We start from the raw sequence: 20,314 nt of genomic DNA, 5'->3' as shown, positions 1-20,314 counted from the left end.
GATTCCGTGGCGCACTCACCGATCGACGTGACGCGGCTCGCCGCCCTGGACGCCGCCCAGGCGGCCCGTGTCCTGCGGGAGGTGCGCGCAGCCACGCTCTCCGGACAGCCCGCCCGCCTCACGCCACGCCCGGTGATCGAGCAGTCCTGGGAGCGCATGCTGCGCAGCGGAGTCGACCCCGACCACGACTTCCGGGCCGGGCTGCTCGTCCGTGACGAGGTCGAGCGGCGGCGCCAGACCTCACAGCTGCGGCATGTCCTGCCGGTGCTGCGCGAGGGCCTGCTCTCGGTCGCGGACGTCGCGCACCACATCATGGTGGTCGCGGACGCGGAGGGCCGGGTGCTGTGGCGGGAGGGCAGCGCGTCCGTGCTGCGCAAGGCCGACGGGTTCGGCTTCGAACTCGGGGCGGACTGGCGCGAGGGTGTGGTCGGTACGAACGGTGTGGGCACCCCGCTGGTCGCCCGGCGTCCCGTCCAGGTCTTCTCCGCCGAGCACTTCGTGCGCACCCACCACTCGTGGACCTGCACCGGCGCCCCGATCACCGACCCGCGCGACGGGAGTCTGATCGGCGTCGTGGACGTGAGCGGGCCGCTGGACACCCTGCACCCGGCGACGCTCGCCCTGGTCGGTGCGGTGGCCAAGCTCGCCGAGGCGCGCCTGCGCGAGCTGCACCTGACCTCGCTGGAGGGGCTGCGCGCGGTGGCGGCGCCGGTGCTCGCCCGGCTCGGCGGGCGCGCCCTCGCCGTGGACCAGGACGGCTGGACGGCCGCGGTCACCGGGATGCCGTACACCGGACGGCTCGCGCTGCCCAAGGCGCTCGCTCCCGGGCGGAGTTGGCTGCCGACGCTCGGGCTGTGCGTGGTGGAGCCGCTGCCGGGCGGCTGGCTGCTCCGGGCCGCCGATGCGCCGGGCCCCCGGCGAGCCGCGCGGATCGTCCTGGACCTGGCGCACCCGCGCCGCTCCTCGGTGACCGTCTCGTCCGAAGCGGGCTCCTGGTGCCACGAACTCAGCCCCCGCCACGCCGAGTTGCTGTACCTGCTGGCCGTCCGACCCGCCGGGCGCAGCGCCTCCGGACTCGCCGACGACCTGTTCGACGACCCCGGTCGTACGGTGACGGTGCGGGCCGAGATGTCGCGCGTACGGCGGTATCTCGGGGCCTTTCTGGAACACCGGCCGTATCGTTTCTGCGAGGCGGCGGAGGTCGAGTTGGTACTCCCGGAGGACCCCCGGGACCTGCTCCCCCACTCGACGGCGCCGGCGGTACGCAGGGCGCGGAAATCCGGGCCCCCTTGTACCGCACCGGGGCCCGACGCGTCAGCCGACCGGCCGAATATGCCCCCTGCGGGAGGCAAGGAGCGTATTTCGGGACCGTCTTCCGGGGTCCTTGACCAGGCACGTGGCTCTCTGACGTAGCATCCCTCCACAGGCCACCCCACCCGTCTCTCCGTCAACGTTCTGATCATGAGGGGCAGTTGGCCTTCCTCGGGAGGACGCATGAAGCACCGCGGCAGGCACCGTCGTAGGCGAAGGGGACAGGCGCTGCGCGCCACTCTGGCCGGAACCGCCCTCGCGCTCACCGCGGCCGCCACGCTGATCAGCACCTCCCAGGCCACCGGCAGCAACAGTCCGGGCGCGCTGACCCCGCTCACCTCGGCCTCCGAGACCAGCAGGCTCCGGCTGCACGAGAACCTGGTCGCCGGGGACACCCTCAGCACGCTCAGCCGGAACATGGGCGGGAACGTCGGAGTCTCCGGCGTGCTGGCGAGCGCCGACCGCACGATGCGCGACGAGGCCGACTGCTCCGGGACCGAGCGGGCCGCGCTGCCGCTCGAACCGGTCGCCACCCGCGCGTACTGCTGGGCGTCGGACGACGCGCTGACCCAGCAGTGGGCGCCCGCCTCCGTCACCACCTCCGGTGACGCCGACGACGACGGCCGGTGGGGCGACCAGCGGGTCATCCTGGCGGGCTGGAACCACGACGACCGGGCCGCGGGCGCCTCCGCCGCGGACCGGGGCCTGGCCCGCGTCGCCTTCATCGACGCGAGCGACCCGGTGGCGCTCAGGTACCGCTGGGTGCTGCTGGTCGCGCCGCGCGACGGCGGCAGGGACTTCGGCGCGGTGCGTTCCCGGATGGGCGGCATGGTCTGGTACCAGGGCAAGCTGATCGTCACCGCGCAGAACGGCGCGGGACAGGACGACTCCCTGCTCGTCTTCGACCTGCACCACCTCCTGAAGGCGGGCGTGGACAGCGGGGCGATCGGCAAGGTGCGCGGCGGCTACTCCGCGCACGGCTATCAGTACGTGCTGCCGGCCGTCGGCTCGTACAGCCCGGCGGGCGGCACGTGCGGCTCGGGCGAGGCGCGGGCGAACCCCTGTTTCGGTTCCCTGTCGCTGGACCGCACCTCGACGCCGGACAGCCTGGTCGCGACCGAGGCGGCGCCGGCCGACGGCACGGAGCGGACCCGGATCTGGCGGTACTCGTACAGCACCGTCGCCGGCCGGGCGGGGTTGCTCGGCAGCGACTCCCTGGGGCGGGTCGACGCGCGCGAGGCCTACACGACCAAGGCCGCCGGGCTCTCGGGCGTCCTCTCCTACACGCCGGCCGGGGCGCGCAGGGCCGACTGGTACGTCGGCCACACCCCCGCCGGCGGGGGCCGGCACGGCACGCTGTGGCGCCAGAGCGGCCACGCCGCCGAGGCGGTCCGGTGCACCGGGGACCAGTCCTACGCCTGCTGGGGCCAGCACGCCGCCTCCCTGTCCTACTGGCAGGAGACCGGCGAACTGTGGACCCTCACCGGCGCGGACCCGGACACGACACCGGAGCGCGTCCTGTACGCCGTCCCCTTGCCCGCGGTGGACAAGTCCCTGGGCTAGAGCCCGGGGGATCTTCGCCCCCGCCGCCCCTACCCGTCCCATCCTTCTGGGGCTCCGCCCCAGACCCGCCAGGGGCGCTGCGCCCCCTGGACCCCCGCAGGGGGTCTTCAGGGGCGCGGGGAACTGCGCGACCAGCCCCCACCGGCCCGCAGCCAAACGAATCGGGCGGGCGGGGGATCGGGGCACAGCCCCGGCCCTAGGGGCGCGGGGAACTGCGCGAACGGCCCCCACCGGGCCGCAGCCGAAGAACACACCAGGGTGTCCGGGAACGCAGCCCCCCGCTTCGGAGCAGGGCGCAGCCCCGTGGTTCCCTGGCCCCCATGAGCACCGTCACTGTGACCACCTGGTCCCTGGAGCAGACCGCGCCGAGCGACCTGCTCCCCGCGATCGCGCCCGACGGCGACGTCCGGATCGTGCGCTCCGAAGTCCCCTCGCCCGAGTTCAACCGCTTCCTGTACGCCTCCGTAGGCGGAGACATCCGCTGGACCGACCGCCTGAGCTGGACGTACGCACAGTGGCAGGAGCTCCTGGACCGCCCCGGCGTGGAGACCTGGGTCGCCTACGACCGGGGAACGCCCGCGGGCTATGTCGAGCTGGACCCGCAGGACGACGGCGTAGTGGAAGTCATGTACTTCGGACTGATCCCCGCCTTCCGGGGCCGCCGGATCGGCGGGCACCTGCTCTCGTACGGGGTGGCACGCGCCTGGGACCTGGCGGAGCGCTGGCCGGGAAGGGCCGAGACGAAGCGCGTCTGGCTGCATACATGCAGCAAGGACGGTGAGCACGCGATGGACAACTACCTGCGTCGCGGCTTCAAGCTCTTCGACACCAAGGTGGAGGAGGAGCCGGAGGTCGCCGCACCCGGGCCGTGGCCGGGCGCACGAGCAGTCTGACGTGCCACGGACCGGCCCTCGGGCCACCATCGGGCGGTCCCGGGCCGCCGGATCGTCCATTCCTGCCCAGCCGTGTGACCGACAACACCTTTGTCTCGCCATTCGGGACAAGGGTGTCCACATGATGGATGACGGTGGACTGGCCCGAGATCCCCGTGACACGCTTCCGTCATGTCTGGAACTGGAATTGCCTTGGTGAGTCGGCGGCACGTCGACCTCGGCCGCATGTCCAGCGCCATCTGTCCGGCGAGCTGACAGCCCCGGCCCAGCCGACATTCTCCCTTTTGCCTCCCTCTGCGCAATGACGCGCGCGTATTTCCGTATGCGCCCATATGTGCAGTTGAGAGCCGCTCTCCTTCCTGTCCCGCAGTCCCGAAGGACGTATCAACCATGGCCGCCACCCCGCAGAATCCCGCCGCCGCGCCCCGCCGCAAGGTGAGCCGTCACCGCGGCGAGGGTCAGTGGGCCGTGGGTCACTTCACCCCGCTCAACGGAAACGAACAGTTCAAGAAGGACGACGACGGTCTCAATGTGCGGACTCGCATTGAGACGATCTACTCGAAGCGCGGCTTCGACTCGATCGACCCCAACGACCTTCGTGGGCGTATGCGCTGGTGGGGGCTGTACACCCAGCGCAAGCCCGGGATCGACGGCGGCAAGACGGCGATCCTGGAGCCGGAGGAACTGGACGACAAGTACTTCATGCTGCGCGTCCGCATCGACGGCGGCCGGCTGACCACCGACCAGCTGCGCGTCATCGGCGAGATCTCGCAGGAGTTCGCGCGCGGCACCGCCGACCTCACCGACCGCCAGAACGTGCAGTACCACTGGATCCGTATCGAGGACGTCCCCGAGATCTGGAACCGGCTCGAAGCCGTCGGGCTGTCCACGACCGAGGCCTGCGGTGACACGCCCCGCGTCATCCTCGGCTCGCCCGTCGCCGGCATCGCCGAGGACGAGATCATCGACGGCACCCCGGCCATCGACGAGATCCACCGCCGGATCATCGGCAACAAGGACTTCTCGAACCTGCCCCGCAAGTTCAAGTCCGCGATCTCCGGCTCGCCGCTGCTCGACGTGGCGCACGAGATCAACGACGTCGCCTTCGTCGGCGTGAACCACCCGGAGCACGGCCCCGGCTTCGACGTCTGGGTCGGCGGCGGCCTCTCCACCAACCCGAAGATCGGCCAGCGCCTCGGCGCCTGGGTCCCGCTCGACGAGGTCCCGGACGTCTACGAGGGCGTCATCTCGATCTTCCGCGACTACGGCTACCGGCGCCTGCGCACCCGCGCCCGTCTGAAGTTCCTGGTCGCCGACTGGGGCGTGGAGAAGTTCCGTCAGATCCTGGAGGACGAGTACCTCGAGCGGAAGCTCGTCGACGGCCCGGCCCCCGACCAGCCGGTCGCCCGCTGGCGCGACCACGTCGGTGTGCACCGTCAGCAGGACGGCCGCTTCTACGTCGGCTTCGCGCCGCGCGTCGGCCGCGTGGACGGCACCACCCTCACGAAGATCGCCGAGCTGGCCTCGGCACACGGCTCGGGCCGGCTGCGCACCACCGTCGAGCAGAAGATGATCGTGCTCGACGTGACGGAGGACCAGGTCGACTCGCTGGTGGAGGGCCTCGAAGCCCTCGACCTGACCGTCAAGCCCTCCACCTTCCGGCGCGGCACGATGGCCTGCACCGGCATCGAGTACTGCAAGCTCGCGATCGTCGAGACCAAGGCGCGCGGTGCTTCCCTGATCGACGAACTCGAGCGCCGCATCCCCGAGTTCGAAGAGCCCATCACCATCAACATCAACGGCTGCCCGAACGCCTGCGCCCGTATCCAGGTCGCGGACATCGGTCTCAAGGGCCAGCTGGTCCTCAACGACCAGGGCGAACAGGTCGAGGGCTTCCAGGTGCACCTGGGCGGCGCACTCGGCCTGGAAGCGGGCTTCGGCCGCAAGGTCCGTGGCCTGAAGGTCACCTCGGACGAACTGCCCGACTACATCGAGCGGGTCCTCAAGCGCTTCCAGGCGGAGCGCGAGGACGGCGAGCGCTTCGCCACGTGGGCCACCCGTGCGAGCGAGGAGTCGCTGTCATGAGCGAGCGGGCCGCCCCCTTCTACTGCCCCTACTGCGGCGACGAGGACCTCCGTCCGAGCGAGCAGGGCCACGGCGCGTGGGAATGCGCGGCGTGCAACCGAGCCTTCCAGTTGAAGTTCCTCGGGCTGCTCGCCCGTGGGGTTCAGCGCAACGAAGGCGGAGGGGACGAGATATGACGACGATTCAGAAAGACCGGGAAGACCGGGAAGACCGGGGAGCCCGTACGGCCGAGGACCTGCGGCGGCTCGCCGAGCGGGCGGGGCGCGACCTCGAGGACGCCTCGGCCCTGGAGATACTCCAGTGGGCCGTCGAGACCTTCGGCAAGACGTTCTGCGTGACCTCCTCCATGGAGGACGCGGTCGTCGCCCACCTCGCCTCCCGCGCCCAGCCCGACGGCGGCCCGGTCGACGTGGTCTTCCTCGACACCGGCTACCACTTCCCCGAGACCATCGGCACCCGGGACGCGGTCGAGGCCGTGATGGACGTCAACGTCATCACCCTCACCCCGCGCCAGACCGTCGCCGAGCAGGACGCCGAGTACGGCCCCAAGCTGCACGACCGCGACCCCGACCTGTGCTGCGCCCTGCGCAAGGTCAAGCCCCTGGAAGAGGGCCTGACCAGGTACGACGCCTGGGCGACCGGACTGCGCCGCGACGAGTCCCCGACCCGGGCGAACACCCCGGTCGTCGGCTGGGACGACAAGCGGCAGAAGGTCAAGATCTCGCCGATCGCCCGCTGGACACAGGACGACGTGGACGCCTACGTCGCCGAGCACGGCGTCCTCACCAACCCGCTGCTGATGGACGGCTACGCCTCCGTCGGCTGCGCGCCCTGCACCCGCCGTGTGCTGGAGGGCGAGGACGCCCGCGCCGGACGCTGGGCGGGACGCTCCAAGACCGAGTGCGGGCTGCACGGATGACCACGACCACCCAGATCTCTCAGGAGCAGCAAGTGACGACCGGAGCCACCGTCTGGCTCACGGGTCTGCCGAGCGCCGGCAAGACCACCATCGCGTACGAACTGGCCGGCCGGCTCCGCGCGGAGGGCCACCGAGTCGAGGTGCTCGACGGCGACGAGATCCGCGAGTTCCTCTCGTCGGGTCTCGGCTTCTCGCGCGAGGACCGCGACACGAACGTGCAGCGGATCGGTTTCCTCGCCGAGTTGCTCTCCCGCAACGGCGTCAAGGCGCTCGTCCCGGTGATCGCGCCGTACGCCGACAGCCGTGAGGCGGTCCGGGGGCGTCATCAGGCCGGCGGCACCCCCTACCTGGAGGTGCACGTGGCGACCCCGGTCGAGGTCTGCTCCGTACGCGATGTGAAGGGGCTGTACGCCAAGCAGGCCGCGGGGGAGATCTCGGGGCTGACCGGCGTCGACGACCCGTACGAGGAGCCCGCGTCGCCCGATCTGCGCATCGAGTCGCACACCCAGTCCGTGCAGGAGTCCGCGGCCGCGCTCCACGCGCTGCTCACCGAAAGGGGTCTCGCATGACGACCGTCGCCAGTGTCTCCGAGGAGACGGACAGCAGCCCGTACGCGCTCTCGCACCTGGACGCCCTGGAGTCCGAGGCCGTCCACATCTTCCGTGAGGTCGCGGGCGAGTTCGAACGGCCGGTGATCCTCTTCTCCGGCGGCAAGGACTCCATCGTCATGCTGCACCTCGCCCTGAAGGCCTTCGCCCCCGCCGCGATCCCCTTCACCCTGCTGCACGTCGACACCGGACACAACTTCCCCGAAGTCCTCGAATACCGCGACCGCACGGTCGAGAAGCACGGCCTGCGGCTGCACATCGCCTCCGTACAGGACTACATCGACCGCGGAGTCCTGCGCGAACGCCCCGACGGCACCCGCAACCCGCTGCAGACCGTGCCCCTCACCGAGAAGATCCAGTCCGAACGCTTCGACGCCGTCTTCGGCGGCGGACGCCGCGACGAGGAGAAGGCCCGCGCGAAGGAACGCGTGTTCTCCCTGCGCGACGAGTTCTCCCAGTGGGACCCCCGACGCCAGCGCCCCGAACTGTGGCAGCTCTACAACGGCCGCCACGCACCCGGCGAACACGTGCGCGTCTTCCCCCTGTCCAACTGGACCGAGCTGGACGTGTGGCAGTACATCGCCCGCGAAGGCATCGAACTGCCCGAGATCTACTTCGCGCACGAACGTGAGGTCTTCCAGCGGTCCGGCATGTGGCTGACCGCCGGTGAGTGGGGCGGCCCGAAGGACGGCGAGACGGTCGAGAAGCGGCTCGTGCGCTACCGGACCGTCGGCGACATGTCCTGCACGGGCGCAGTCGACTCCGACGCGACCACGCTGGACGCCGTGATCACCGAGATCGCCGCCTCCCGGCTCACCGAGCGGGGCGCCACCCGCGCCGACGACAAGATGTCCGAGGCCGCGATGGAAGACCGCAAGCGCGAGGGGTACTTCTAAACATGACCAGCACCACCGAACCCGCCGAGCCGCTGTCGGTCGAGCAGTTGTCGGCGACCACGCTCCTGCGCTTCGCGACCGCCGGCTCGGTCGACGACGGCAAGTCCACGCTGGTCGGACGTCTGCTGCACGACTCCAAGTCGGTCCTGACGGACCAGCTGGAGGCCGTGGAGCGGGCCTCGGCGAGCCGTGGCCAGGACGCCCCCGACCTCGCCCTCCTCACCGACGGTCTGCGCGCCGAGCGCGAGCAGGGCATCACCATCGACGTCGCCTACCGCTACTTCGCGACGGCGCGCCGACGGTTCATCCTGGCCGACACCCCCGGGCATGTGCAGTACACCCGGAACATGGTCACCGGCGCCTCGACCGCCGACCTGGCCGTCGTCCTCGTCGACGCCCGCAACGGCGTCATCGAACAGACCCGCCGGCACGCGGCCGTCGCCGCACTGCTGCGCGTCCCGCACGTGGTCCTCGCCGTCAACAAGATGGACCTCGTCGAGTACAAGGAGTCCGTCTTCGCGGCGATCGCCGAGGAGTTCACGGCGTACGCCTCCGAGCTGGGCGTTCCCGAGATCACCGCGATCCCGATCTCGGCGCTCGCCGGTGACAACGTGGTGGACGCCTCCGCGAACATGGACTGGTACGGCGGCCCGACGGTCCTGGAACACCTGGAGACGGTCCCGGTCAGCCACGACCTGGGGCACTGCCACGCCCGTCTGCCCGTGCAGTACGTGATCCGCCCGCAGACCGCCGAGCACCCCGACTACCGGGGATACGCCGGTCAGATCGCCGCCGGCAGCTTCCGGGTCGGCGAGAGCGTGACCGTGCTGCCCTCCGGGCGCACCACGAAGGTCGCCGGAATCGATCTGCTGGGCAAGCCGGTCGACGTGGCGTGGACCCCGCAGTCGGTGACCCTCCTGCTGGAGGACGACATCGACGTCTCGCGCGGCGACCTGATCGTGCCGAGCAAGGACGCGCCCCCGACCACGCAGGACGTCGAGGCGACCGTCTGCCACGTGGCCGACCAGCCGCTCACCGTCGGCCACCGGGTGCTGCTCAAGCACGGCACCCGCACGGTGAAGGCGATCGTCAAGGACATCCCGTCCCGGCTGACCCTGGACGACCTCTCGCTGCACCCGCACCCGGGTCAGCTGGTCGCCAACGACATAGGCCGCGTCAAGATCCGTGCCGCCGAACCGCTTCCGCTCGACTCGTACGCCGACTCCCGGCGGACCGGCGCGTTCATCCTCATCGACCCGGCGGACGGCACCACGCTGACCGCGGGCATGGTCGGCGAGTCGTTCGCCGCGCCGCAGCCGGTCAAGGACGAGGGCGACGACGACGGGTGGGACTTCTGACATGACGTCCACCGACTTCTACTCCACGTTCGCCAAGGAGGGCGGCCGCGTCGGCAGCGGCGCCCTCGGCAGCGGGCAGGGCGGAGTGGCGCGATGTGCGCAATGACGTACGCGCACTGCCTGCGCGCCCCGTCCCCCCACCCGACGTCCCGGATGCGACGACGAAGACCTGCCGACCTCCCGGCCACGACCTGAAAACGTGACCGCCGGGCCAACGAGAGGAACCCCTCCCGTGCCTGCCATCCGCTCGAACCTTGTACGCCGTGGCATAGCCACCGCCGTCGCACTCCCCCTGCTCGCGCTCGCCGCGTGCAGCTACGGCTCCGACTCCAAGGACTCCTCGTCCTCGAAGGAGAAGGTCGCCGCCGGATCCTCGAAGATCGACGGTGTCGACACCGTGAAGATCGGCTACTTCGGCAACCTCACCCACGCGACCGCGCTGGTCGGCCGCCAGGAAGGCCTCTTCCAGAAGGCACTGGGCGGCACGAAGGCGGAGTACTCCATCTTCAACGCCGGCCCCTCCGAGATCGAGGCCCTGAACTCGGGCTCGATCGACATCGGCTGGATCGGCCCCTCGCCGGCGATCAACGGCTTCACCAAGTCCCAGGGCAAGAGCCTGCGCATCATCGGCGGTTCGGCGTCCGGCGGCGTGAAGCTCGTGGTGAACCCGAAGAAGATCAAGTCCCTGAAGGACGTCAAGGGCAAGAAGATCGCGACCCCGCAGCTCGGCAACACGCAGGACGTGGCGTTCCTCAACTGGATCGCGGACCAGGGCTGGAAGGTCGACGCGCAGAGCGGCAAGGGCGACGTCTCGGTCGTCCGTACGGACAACAAGATCACCCCGGACGCCTACAAGTCCGGCTCCATCGACGGCGCCTGGGTGCCGGAGCCGACCGCGTCCAAGCTGGTCGCCGCGGGCGGCAAGGTGCTGCTCGACGAGGCCTCGCTGTGGCCCGACAAGAAGTTCGTGATCACGAACATCATCGTGTCGCAGAAGTTCCTCAAGGAGCACCCGAAGGTCGTCGAGGCCGTGCTGAAGGGCTCGGTCGACACCAACAAGTGGATCAACGCCAACCCCGACCAGGCGAAGGCCGCGGCCAACGCCCAGCTGAAGGTCGACTCCGGCAAGGAGCTCCCGGCGAACGTGCTCGACCCGGCCTGGAAGTCCATCCAGGTCACCGATGACCCGCTGGCCGCCACGCTCAACACCGAGGCGGAGCACGCGGTCAAGGCGGGCCTGCTGGAGAAGCCGGACCTGAACGGGATCTACGACCTCACGCTCCTGAACAAGGTCCTGGGGGCCGCGGGCGAGAGCACGGTCGCCGACGCCGGTCTCGGCGTCAAGTAAGGACCCACACCGATGAGTTCCCAGGAGGTGACGACCATGGCCACGACCCTCGCCAAGGCCGCCGACGGCGCCGAAGTGGCGGAGCAAGCCGCCCGGATCGAGCATGTCTCGAAATCCTTCGCCGGACCGGCGGGGCCCCAGCTCGTCCTCGACGACATCACCCTCGATGTCGCGCCGGGCGAGTTCGTCACCCTCCTGGGGGCCTCGGGGTGTGGAAAGTCGACGCTGCTCAACCTGGTCGCGGGCCTCGACGCCCCGACCGCGGGCAACATCACGACCAACGGGCGCCCGGCCCTGATGTTCCAGGAGCACGCCCTCTTCCCGTGGCTGACCGCGGGCAAGAACATCGAGCTCGCGCTGCGGCTGCGCGGCGTCGCGAAGTCCGAGCGCCGCGACCGGGCGGAGGAGCTGCTCGAGCTCGTCCGGCTGCAGGGCGCGTACGGGAAGCGGGTGCACGAGCTGTCCGGTGGTATGCGCCAGCGTGTCGCGATGGCCCGCGCGCTCGCCCAGGACAGCCAGATCCTGCTGATGGACGAGCCGTTCGCGGCACTGGACGCCATCACACGGGACGTCCTGCACGACGAACTGACCCGGATCTGGCGCGAGACCCAGCTGTCCGTCCTCTTCGTCACCCACAACGTGCGTGAGGCGGTGCGGCTGGCCGAGCGGGTCGTCCTGCTGTCCTCCCGCCCCGGCCGGGTGGCCCACGAGTGGCGGGTCGACATCCCGCAGCCGCGTCGTATCGAGGACGCGGCCGTGGCGGAGCTGTCCGTCGAGATCACCGAACAACTGCGTGGGGAGATCCGCCGCCATGGCCAGCACTGAGACGAAGGCCGACGCGGCCGACGAGTCCGTCAAGGACGGCCCCGGCAACGACATGGCGGGCCTGGAAGCGGGCCTGGACGCCCTGGAGTCGAACGCCCACACGGGCCGGCCGTCCTTCCGCCAGACCTTCGTCGAGAAGATACTGCCGCCGCTCGTCGCCATCGCCCTGGTGCTGGTGGTGTGGCAGGCGCTGATCTCGTTCAAGGTCGTCACCGATCCGAGCAAGCTGCCCTCCCCGTCCGACGTCTGGGGCGAGGTCAAGAACGCCTGGCTGCAGGGCACGCTGCTCGGCTACATCTGGACGAGTGTCTCGCGCGGTCTGCTCGGGTTCCTCTTCGCCCTGGTGATCGGCACCCCGCTGGGTCTGCTGGTGGCCCGCGTGAAGTTCGTCCGCGCCGCGATCGGTCCGATCCTCTCCGGCCTCCAGTCGCTGCCCTCCGTGGCCTGGGTGCCGCCGGCCGTCATCTGGCTGGGCCTGAACAACTCGATGATGTTCGCGGTGATCCTGCTGGGCGCCGTCCCCTCCATCGCCAACGGCCTGGTGTCGGGCGTGGACCAGGTGCCGCCGCTGTTCCTGCGGGCGGGCCGCACGATGGGCGCGACGGGCCTGCGCGGGACCTGGCACATCGTGATGCCGGCCGCGCTGCCCGGCTATCTGGCCGGTCTGAAGCAGGGCTGGGCGTTCTCCTGGCGCTCCCTGATGGCGGCGGAGATCATCGCCTCCTCCCCCGACCTGGGCGTCGGCCTCGGTCAGCTGCTGGAGAACGGCCGCACCGCCAGTTCCATGTCGATGGTCTTCCTCGCCATCTTCCTCATCCTGTTCGTCGGTATCGCCATCGACCTGCTGATCTTCAGCCCGCTGGAGCGGTGGGTGCTGCGCAGCCGCGGTCTCCTGGTGAAGAGCTGAGCCCGTCATGACGAGTCGTCCGGTCCTCCTGGTCATCGCCCACGGCAGCCGCGATCCGCGTCATGCCGCGACGGTGCACGCCCTCGTTCGGCGCGTGCGGGCCCGGCGTCCGGGCCTGCGCGTGGAGACCGGCTTCCTCGACTTCAACATCCCCTCGGTGCCGGGGGTGCTGGAGTCCCTGGCGGCGGAGGGCGTCCGCGATGTGGTCGCCCTGCCTCTCCTGCTCACCCGTGCCTTCCACGCGAAGGCGGACATCCCGGCGGTCCTGCGGGAGGCCCCGGCGCGCCTGCGCATCCGCCAGGCGGAGGTGCTCGGCCCCTCCCCCCTGCTGACGGCGGCGCTCGAACGCCGGCTGTACGAGGCGGGGCTGACCCCCGCCGACAAGTCCTCGACGGGGGTCGTGCTGGCCTCCGCGGGGTCCACCGACCCGGAGGCGATCGCGGTGATCGCAGAAATCGCGCGGGAGTGGCGGCACACCGGTTGGTGCGCCGTGCGGCCCGCGTTCGCCTCCGCATCCCTTCCGCGCACCGAGGACGCGGTGCGCGAACTGCGCGCCCTCGGGTGCGACCGTGTCGCCGTCGCCCCCTACGTCCTCGCCCCCGGCTTCCTGCCGGACCGCATCGCCCGCGGCGCCGCCGAGGCGGACGTACTGGCCGACGTACTGGGCCCGGCGCCGGAGGTGGCACGGGTCCTGCTGGAGCGCTACGACGAGGCCCGCGTCCCGGTGCTGATGGCGGCGCTCGGCGCCTGACGGGTCCCGTCCTGGTCGTGGCCGTCACCGTCGCGATCGTGACGGTGTACGAGGTGCCCGGTGGACCGCTGTTCAGTCGAAGGACAGTCCTCCCGTCCTCGTCCGCTTGAGCTCGAAGAAGTCCGGGTGGGCGGCGAGGACACGGAAGCTGTCGAAGAGTTCCGCCGCCCGCTCGCCCCGTGGAACGGCCCGCAGGACGGGGCCGAACCACACCGTTCCGTCGACGTGGAGGGTGGGGGTCCCCACATAGCCGTCCGAGCCGGGCTCCCGGCCCGCCTCGTGACTGCGGCGCACCGCCTCGTCGTACGCGGGGTCGTGGGCCGCGGCGGCCAACTCGGCCGGGAGCCCCAGCTCGGCGAGGGAGTCGGCGACCACGGCGTCGAAGTCCTCGGCCCCTCGGTCGTGGATGCGGGTGCCGAAGGCGGTGTAGAGGTCGCGCAGCACCTTCTCGCCGTGCTGTGCGGCGGCGGCCACCGCGACCCGTACGGGTCCGACGGACTTGTCCACCAATTCCCGGTACCAGTCAGGGAGTTCATTGCCCAGGTTGTGCAGGTGGAGGCTCATCACACGGAAGCGGAGGTCGAGCGGGCGGGCACGCTCGACCTCCAGCATCCAGCGTGAGGTGATCCAGGCGAAGGGGCAGGCCGGGTCGAAGTAGAAGTCGACGCGGGTGGGTCGGTCGTCCGTCCTCGGGTTCGTCATACCGTCGAGGCTAGCCAGCGAGTGGCACAGGAACACGATCCAATTCTGCTCCGAATCACTGGTCCATTGCCGTGTGGGCCAGGTGCGGATTCCGGCCGCTGTGGGCGAGGGCGCGCTCGAAGACGGGCGCGTCGTCGGACACCGGTACCGGGTCGGCGAAGCCGTCGTACTGACGGTAGAGCTCCGCGTGCGTGTCGACGACGTCCAGGACGAGCCGGGCCGCGCCGTCCGAGATCCGGAACTCCTGGCCGGTGGCCGTCGCCACGTCCCAGCCGTGCACCGCCATCTCCTTGACGATCATCGAGGCGATGTCGGCGGCGGGCATCCTCGCCGTCCCGAGTTCGACCTCGCCCTCCCACACCCCGGGGTCGTCCCAGGCGGCCACGGCACGGTCGAGCTGCTCCGCGTACGCCCGCGCCCAGCCGGGATCCGCCGTGAAGTCGCGACCGGTCAGCTCCTCGGAGAGCTGCTTGCGCAGCGCACGGTGCTCCAGGCCGTGCGAGGTGTAGAGGACCCAGTGGTTCACCAGGGTGCGCAGGTCCCAGTCCGGGCAGTGCGTGGGACCGGGCTCCGCCAGTTGCGCCGCCGTGACACCGCCGGCCACCCGGGCGGCCTCGGCGGCGCATTCCACCATGTACGGATGCACGTTCTTGTACGGATTGCTCATGCGCTCCACGCTAGGGACGCGGCGCGCGCTCCTCTTGAACAAACGCGACAGCCTCGTCGGCCAGGCGTACGAGCTCCGCGAGCGGCAGAGAGCCCGCCGCCCTGCGCTCGCGCGCGAAGGTGTTCGCGAGCCGCTGGAGCAGCTCGTTGAGCGGGGTCGGCACACCGTGCAGCCGGCCGAGGAGAGCGATCTCGCCGTTGAGGTAGTCGGCCTCGATGGTGCCGGTGCCGCGGTTGAGGGACTGCCAGGAGGAGCCGCCGCCGCGCTCGGAGCCGTCGAAGGGCTCGAACCGGATCTTGTTGTCGCGGACCTGCTTCTGCTCCTCCTCGCCGGTGTACGCGATGCCGGCGGCGGTCAGCACCGCCTCGCCCTCCGCGCGCACCCGTGCGAAGAGCGCCAGGCCCTCCTCGCTGGTCAGGACGCCGCTGACCGCCTCGATCGCGTTGGCGAGATTGCCGAGCAGCTTGGCGTACTGCCAGCGCGCCACGTCCGGCACGACCGGTGCCTCGAAGTGGGCCTTCTCCAGGTCGGCGGCGATGCGGCGGGCCGTCTCGTCCGTGCCGTGCGGATGGCGGCCCAGGTGCAGGATTCCGGTGAGCGGGGCGCCCGCCGCCGACACCGCACCCGGCCCGACGAGGGTCGCGGGCAGCCAGACGCAGACGCCGTACACCCGCCGGAAGCGGCGCAGCGCGATCCGGGGGCTCTCCACCCCGTTCTGCGCGCAGACCAGCGGCAGCCGCTGCGCCGCCGTGCCGCCGCCCGCCACGGGGGCCGGGCCCCACGCCTCCAGGGCCGCCTCGCTGTCCTGGGTCTTCACCGCCAGGACCAGTACGTCGTCGGCGCGCAGCTCTCCGAGCGCCGCGGGCCCGTCGACCGTGGGCAGCCGGTGCGTTCGCGTCCCCTCCGAGGTCATGAGCCGCAGCCCGTGCGTGCGCAGCGCCTCGTAGTGCGTTCCCCGCGCGACCAGTGCCACCTCGTGGCCCGCCTCGGCCAGCCGGCCGCCGATGGCCCCGCCGACCGCTCCCGCTCCGATGATGATGTAGCGCATGGGGATGAGCCTCGCACAGTCGTGTGTACCCTCCATTCAATGGTTTCGGAAAGCTTCGCCCTCGGTGGGGAGCCGGCGGTGCGGCGGCTCGGCTATGGCACCGCCCAGTTGACCGGTCCCGGGTACTGGGGGCCGCGCGGGGATTCACGGGACGCGGTGGCCGTGCTGCGGCGGGCCGTCGAGCGCGGGGTCACCCTCGTCGACACCGCCGACAACTACGGTCCCTCGATCGCCGAGGAGCTGGTCGCCGAGGCCCTGCACCCGTACACCGAGGGCCCGTTGATCGCGACCAAGGGCGGCGTCGTGCGCACCAGCGACCATGCCTGGCACGTCGCCGGGCGGCCCGAGCGGTTGCGGGAGATGTGCGAGGCGAGCCTGCGGCGGCTGCGGCTCGACACGATCGGCCTGTACCAGCTGCACCGGCTCGACCCGGCCGTGCCGATGGCCGAACAGCTGGGCGCGCTCGACGAGTTGCGCGCGGAGGGCAAGATCCGGCACATCGGCCTCGACACCGTCACCGCCGAACAGCTGGAAGTGGCAGTGGAGTTGACCGACATCGCCTCGGTCCAGAACCGCTTCAACCTGCTCGACCGTGACTCGCAGCCGCTGCTGAAGCTGTGCGAGACGCGCGGCATCGCCTTCCTGCCCTGGTTCCCGCTGGGCAACGGCTCCCTCACCGCCGACCCGGAGTGCGCCCGGATCGCCGCCGCGCGCGGGGCGACACCGGGGCAGATCGCCCTGGCGTGGCTGCTGCACCGCTCCCCGGTGCTGTGCCCGACCCCGGGCACGGGATCCCTCGCCCATCTGGAGGAGAACCTCGACGCGGGCGCGGTGCGGCTCACCGCCGAGGACATGGCGGCGCTGGGTTGACCCTGTACCGGGACCCGAGGCTGACGGTCCCGGACGAGATCGTCTCGTACACCACCTACGACGGCGTACGAAAGGTCACTCTGGGTCGGAGCTGAACGGCGTGCCCTGGTGGAAGTACAGGCGCCAGCCGTCCTCCGTCCGCCGCCACAGCGAACTCCGGTGCACCCGGCGGCCATTGTCATCCTCCGTGTCGAAGGTGAGGTGGACCAGGTCCGGGGCGAGCTGGACACCCTTCATCCGCGACGTGGTGATGGGCCGCGACCCCTGCTGCGCCAACGAGGTCAGTTCGGTGAGGACCGAAGCGCGGTCCCACAGCCGCCCGGAGGAGCCGAACTCGTAGAAGTCGGGGTGGAGCAGCGCTCCCATCCGCTCCGGCGAGCGGCGGACCTCGGCGTCGAGCAGGCGCAGTTCGCCCACGATGGCGGCCTCCACGGCGGGGTTGTGCTCAGGCACCGGTCAGCTCCTCGAGTTTGACGACCGTGTTCCAGTTGCGGGTGGTGGCGGTGACGCCCTTGAGGAGCCGCGGCTTCGACAGGGCCTCGGCGAGCTTGGAGCGTCCCAGGCCGTCGGGGGCGTACAGATAGAGCACCCGGTCGCCGAGGCGGAACTCCTCCGGCAGGAACACCGCCGGGTCGACCGAGGCGAAGCGCTCGGGGTCGACGGGGCCCGAGAAGTAGGTGACGTGCAGCTGCTTGGCCTCCAGTTCGGCGGCCGGGAACGGGCACGCCTCCCGTACGGCCCTCAGATAGGCGTGGTCGCGGACCAGCACGCCGACGCCGAAGCCGAAGTGCTTCTCCATGACCTCGGCCAACTCGGCCGCCAGGGAGTCCTCGTCCCCGCGGTCGGTGGAGAAGACGGCGTTGCCGCTCTGGAGGTACGTCCGTACGTCGCCGTGGCCGAGTTCCTCGATCAGGGTGCGGAGCTCGGCCATCGGCACCTTCTTGTTGCCGCCCACGTTGATCCCGCGCAGCAGTGCCGCGTACGTCGTCGTCATCCGCACACCATAGGACGGCCGTCGGGCCCAGGCGGACCAACACCCGCACCCCGGTCCCGATCGGCGGCCGCACCCTGATCGGGATCCCCGAGAGGCCCGGATAGGTGTAAGGGGCCCCTGTCCTCCCCAGTGCGGAGGCGACGGGGTCCGCGGGGAGGAGCCGGGGGTCCCGGCGTTCACCGGGCAGCACGAGGAGACGTTCTTATCCGGCGCCTACCTTCATAAGCAGAGGTGACGGCAGGGGGCTGTCACCGTGCACAAGGGGGCTGGCCCGTCATGGGGAACGGAGACATACGGGTGCGGGGCATCGCCGCGCGGGCAGGCGGCTGGAGTGCCCGGCACCGATGGGCCGCCGTGGGAATCTGGGTGCTGTTCGTCGTCCTGGCGATGGGGCTCGGCTCGGCGGCGGGCCGCGTCGACGTCAAGGAGAGCGACCAGCTCAAGGGTGAGACGCACACCGCCGCGAAGATCATCGAGGACTCGGGGATCAAGGCCCCGGCCGGTGAGAGCGTCCTGATCCAGGGGAAGGACGCGAGCGTCAAGGCGACGGACGCCGACTTCCGCGCCGCCGTCACCGCCCTCGTCAAGGCCGTCGAGGGGACCGGCGAGGTCACGGACGTGACCTCCCCGTACGAGACGAAGACGATCTCCAGGGACGGGCGCAGCGCGCTCGTGCAGTTCGACATGCGGGGCGACGCGGACACCGCGGGCGACCGCGTCGAGCCGGTGCTGAACGCCGTCAAGGGCGTCCAGAAGGACCACGCGGGGCTGCGGATCGAGGAGATCGGCGGCGCCAGCATGCAGAAGACCTTCTCCGACGCGTTCGGCGACGACTTCAAGAAGGCCGAGTACTCCGCGGTGCCGGTGGCCCTCGGCATTCTGCTGATCGCTTTCGGGGCCCTGGTGGCGGCGCTGCTCCCGGTGGCGCTCGCGCTCACCGCGATCATGGCGACGATGGGTCTGATGGGCATCGTCAGCCACCTCCAGCCGATGAGCGACACCGCCAACTCCGTGATGCTCCTGGTGGGTCTGGCCGTCGGCGTCGACTACTGCCTGTTCTATCTGCGCCGTGAGCGCGAGGAGCGCGAGGCCGGCCGGGACGCCGGTGCCGCGCTGCGGATCGCCGCCGCAACCAGTGGCCGCGCGATCGTCGTCTCCGGTGTCACGGTGTGCGTGGCGATGGCCGGCATGCTCTTCACCGGTCTCGCCGAGTTCGAGGCGATGGGGCTGGCCTCACTGATGGTCGTGGCCGTCGCCATGGTCGGCTCGGTCACCGTGCTGCCCGCGCTGCTCTCGCTGCTCGGCGAGCGGGTCGAGAAGGGCCGCCTGCCGTTCCTGCACCCGGACAAGCGGCGTGCCAGGGGCAAGCGCGTCCGGTCCGCCGAGGAGGGCAGCCGGTTCTGGAGCGCGGTGCTGCGGGTCGTGCTCGCCAAGCCCGCCGTCTCACTGGTCGTCGCGGCCGGTGCGCTGCTGGCCATCGCCGCTCCCGCCCTCGGCATGAAGACGCAACAGCTGACGCTGGACAAGGAGTTCGGCAACTCGCTGCCGATCGTGGGGACGTACAACCGGGTCAACGACGCCTTCCCGGGCGGCTCCGAGCCGGCCGAGGTGGTCGTCAAGGCGCACGACATCAACGCCGCCGACGTGAAGTCCGCGCTCGCCGACTTCCGTACGCGGGCCATCAGTTCGGGCGCCTCGCGCGGCCCGGTCGACATCAAGGTGCACGAGGCGCAGAACGTCGCGTTCGTGTACGTGCCCCTCGTGGGCGGCTCCGACCAGGACAAGGCGGAGAAGAGCCTTCAGCTGCTGCGCGACAAGGTGCGGCCCGACACGCTCGGCAAGGTCGACGGCGTCCAGGCGCCGATCACCGGACAGGTCGCCGGATCGCACGACTTCAGCGACCAGTTGCTGGGCTCGGTGGCCCCGGTCTTCGCGTTCGTGGTCGTGTTCGCCTTCCTGCTGATGCTGCTCTCGTTCCGCTCGCTGACGATCGCGATCACCTCGATCGTGCTCAACCTGCTGTCGGTCGCTGCGGCCTACGGCATCCTGGTCGCCGTCTTCCAGCACGGCTGGGGCGCCTCGCTGGTCGGCGCGGAGGGCGTGGGCGCCATCGTCACCTGGCTGCCGCTGTTCCTCTTCGTGATCCTCTTCGGGCTCTCGATGGACTACCACGTGTTCGTGGTCTCGCGGATCCGTGAGGCGCGGCTGCGGGGCCGGGACACCAAGGACGCGATCCGGCACGGGGTGGTCACGACGGCCGGTGTCGTCACCAGCGCCGCCGTCATCATGGTGGCCGTCTTCGCGATCTTCGGCACGCTGTCCATGCAGTCCATGAAGCAGATGGGTGTGGGCCTGGCGGCCGCGGTGCTCATCGACGCGACGATCATCCGCGGGGTGCTGCTGCCGGCCGTGATGGCGCTGCTCGGCGAGCGCAACTGGTATCTGCCGAAGTGGCTGAACCGGCTGCCTGACCTCACCCACGACGAGTCGCCCGAGGCCGTGCTCCCGCCGGCCCGGGAGGGCGAGCGGGCCGGGGTGTGACCCCGTAACCAGGCCGGCATCAGGGCCT

The 20,314-nt window shown here is 70.9% G+C and carries 21 protein-coding genes; 16 read left to right on the top strand and 5 right to left on the bottom strand.

All coding sequences use genetic code 11. The features are described 5' to 3' along the window. The first annotated feature begins 6 nt into the window (after positions 1-6). From ACIQTP_RS13785 to ACIQTP_RS13720, 14 genes are all read left to right on the top strand, one after another. Positions 7-1,413: a GAF domain-containing protein gene (locus ACIQTP_RS13785; RefSeq protein ID WP_403399490.1), complete on the top strand. Its 1,407-nt coding sequence runs from the start codon at positions 7-9 to the stop codon at positions 1,411-1,413. Between the two features lie 81 nt (positions 1,414-1,494). Beyond that, positions 1,495-2,874 (top strand): hypothetical protein, encoded by a 1,380-nt coding sequence (locus ACIQTP_RS13780; protein WP_403399488.1) that lies wholly within the window; start codon positions 1,495-1,497, stop codon positions 2,872-2,874. A 320-nt stretch (positions 2,875-3,194) separates the two neighbouring features. Then, positions 3,195-3,767: a GNAT family N-acetyltransferase gene (locus ACIQTP_RS13775; protein WP_403399486.1), complete on the top strand. Its 573-nt coding sequence runs from the start codon at positions 3,195-3,197 to the stop codon at positions 3,765-3,767. Positions 3,768-3,938: 171 nt separating this feature from the next. Then, complete coding sequence (locus ACIQTP_RS13770; RefSeq protein WP_309486338.1) at positions 3,939-4,022, top strand: putative leader peptide; 84 nt, start codon at positions 3,939-3,941, stop codon at positions 4,020-4,022. Between the two features lie 135 nt (positions 4,023-4,157). Next, entirely contained in the window at positions 4,158-5,852 is a 1,695-nt protein-coding gene (locus ACIQTP_RS13765) for a nitrite/sulfite reductase (protein ID WP_403399484.1), read from the top strand. Further along, the gene (locus tag ACIQTP_RS13760; protein WP_079090235.1) at positions 5,849-6,028 is read left to right on the top strand and encodes a hypothetical protein; all 180 of its coding nucleotides are present in this window, start codon (positions 5,849-5,851) and stop codon (positions 6,026-6,028) included. The genes ACIQTP_RS13765 and ACIQTP_RS13760 overlap by 4 nt, the downstream gene beginning before the upstream one ends. After that, positions 6,025-6,771: a phosphoadenylyl-sulfate reductase gene (locus ACIQTP_RS13755; RefSeq protein WP_403399481.1), complete on the top strand. Its 747-nt coding sequence runs from the start codon at positions 6,025-6,027 to the stop codon at positions 6,769-6,771. The genes ACIQTP_RS13760 and ACIQTP_RS13755 overlap by 4 nt, the downstream gene beginning before the upstream one ends. Then, positions 6,768-7,340, top strand: a complete 573-nt coding sequence (cysC, locus tag ACIQTP_RS13750) for an adenylyl-sulfate kinase (RefSeq protein ID WP_403399478.1) — start codon at positions 6,768-6,770, stop codon at positions 7,338-7,340. The genes ACIQTP_RS13755 and cysC overlap by 4 nt, the downstream gene beginning before the upstream one ends. Continuing rightward, positions 7,337-8,275: a sulfate adenylyltransferase subunit CysD gene (gene cysD / locus ACIQTP_RS13745; RefSeq protein ID WP_402038273.1), complete on the top strand. Its 939-nt coding sequence runs from the start codon at positions 7,337-7,339 to the stop codon at positions 8,273-8,275. Before cysC ends, cysD begins: the two co-directional genes overlap by 4 nt. Before the next feature lie 2 nt (positions 8,276-8,277). Continuing rightward, positions 8,278-9,633, top strand: coding sequence for a sulfate adenylyltransferase subunit 1 (locus ACIQTP_RS13740; RefSeq protein WP_402038275.1), 1,356 nt, complete (start codon positions 8,278-8,280; stop codon positions 9,631-9,633). A gap of 232 nt (positions 9,634-9,865) precedes the next feature. Next, positions 9,866-10,981: an aliphatic sulfonate ABC transporter substrate-binding protein gene (locus ACIQTP_RS13735; RefSeq protein WP_403399476.1), complete on the top strand. Its 1,116-nt coding sequence runs from the start codon at positions 9,866-9,868 to the stop codon at positions 10,979-10,981. A 36-nt stretch (positions 10,982-11,017) separates the two neighbouring features. After that, positions 11,018-11,806 carry an ABC transporter ATP-binding protein gene (locus ACIQTP_RS13730; RefSeq protein ID WP_403399836.1) on the top strand — a complete coding sequence of 263 codons (789 nt, stop codon included), beginning with the start codon at positions 11,018-11,020 and terminating at the stop codon, positions 11,804-11,806. Next, on the top strand, positions 11,793-12,713 hold the full coding sequence (locus ACIQTP_RS13725) for an ABC transporter permease (RefSeq protein WP_403399474.1): 921 nt from the start codon (positions 11,793-11,795) through the stop codon (positions 12,711-12,713). Before ACIQTP_RS13730 ends, ACIQTP_RS13725 begins: the two co-directional genes overlap by 14 nt. Positions 12,714-12,720: 7 nt before the next feature. Beyond that, positions 12,721-13,464 carry a sirohydrochlorin chelatase gene (locus ACIQTP_RS13720; protein ID WP_403399471.1) on the top strand — a complete coding sequence of 248 codons (744 nt, stop codon included), beginning with the start codon at positions 12,721-12,723 and terminating at the stop codon, positions 13,462-13,464. Positions 13,465-13,536: 72 nt separating this feature from the next. Here the strand turns inward: ACIQTP_RS13720 and ACIQTP_RS13715 are convergent, their stop codons facing one another. Genes ACIQTP_RS13715 through ACIQTP_RS13705 form a run of 3 tightly spaced genes read right to left on the bottom strand, consistent with a single transcriptional unit; the run spans position 13,537 to position 15,881 of the window. Further along, on the bottom strand, positions 13,537-14,166 hold the full coding sequence (locus tag ACIQTP_RS13715; RefSeq protein ID WP_403399470.1) for a DsbA family protein: 630 nt from the start codon (positions 14,164-14,166) through the stop codon (positions 13,537-13,539). 55 nt (positions 14,167-14,221) lie between these two features. Continuing rightward, positions 14,222-14,833: a TIGR03086 family metal-binding protein gene (locus tag ACIQTP_RS13710; protein WP_403399467.1), complete on the bottom strand. Its 612-nt coding sequence runs from the start codon at positions 14,831-14,833 to the stop codon at positions 14,222-14,224. A gap of 10 nt (positions 14,834-14,843) precedes the next feature. Continuing rightward, entirely contained in the window at positions 14,844-15,881 is a 1,038-nt protein-coding gene (locus tag ACIQTP_RS13705; protein ID WP_403399465.1) for a ketopantoate reductase family protein, read from the bottom strand. A 39-nt stretch (positions 15,882-15,920) separates the two neighbouring features. On the opposite strand from ACIQTP_RS13705, the gene ACIQTP_RS13700 reads away from it, so the two are divergent. Continuing rightward, positions 15,921-16,751 (top strand): aldo/keto reductase, encoded by an 831-nt coding sequence (locus ACIQTP_RS13700; RefSeq protein ID WP_403399463.1) that lies wholly within the window; start codon positions 15,921-15,923, stop codon positions 16,749-16,751. Positions 16,752-16,826: 75 nt separating this feature from the next. Here ACIQTP_RS13700 and ACIQTP_RS13695 read toward each other — a convergent pair whose 3' ends face one another. Beyond that, positions 16,827-17,204 carry a DUF4440 domain-containing protein gene (locus ACIQTP_RS13695; protein ID WP_402038293.1) on the bottom strand — a complete coding sequence of 126 codons (378 nt, stop codon included), beginning with the start codon at positions 17,202-17,204 and terminating at the stop codon, positions 16,827-16,829. Next, on the bottom strand, positions 17,197-17,745 hold the full coding sequence (locus tag ACIQTP_RS13690; RefSeq protein ID WP_403399461.1) for a DUF1697 domain-containing protein: 549 nt from the start codon (positions 17,743-17,745) through the stop codon (positions 17,197-17,199). Before ACIQTP_RS13690 ends, ACIQTP_RS13695 begins: the two co-directional genes overlap by 8 nt. A gap of 276 nt (positions 17,746-18,021) precedes the next feature. Here ACIQTP_RS13690 and ACIQTP_RS13685 point away from each other — a divergent pair, with 276 nt between their 5' ends. After that, positions 18,022-20,286, top strand: coding sequence for an MMPL family transporter (locus tag ACIQTP_RS13685; RefSeq protein WP_403399459.1), 2,265 nt, complete (start codon positions 18,022-18,024; stop codon positions 20,284-20,286). Positions 20,287-20,314: the final 28 nt, after the last annotated feature.

Origin of the sequence: Streptomyces sp. NPDC090798, assembly GCF_044768965.1 — a bacterium.
In the GTDB taxonomy this organism is placed as follows: Bacteria; Actinomycetota; Actinomycetes; order Streptomycetales; family Streptomycetaceae; genus Streptomyces.
Note: the sequence above shows the minus strand (reverse complement) of the source record. Positions and strands in the feature narration are given on the sequence as shown.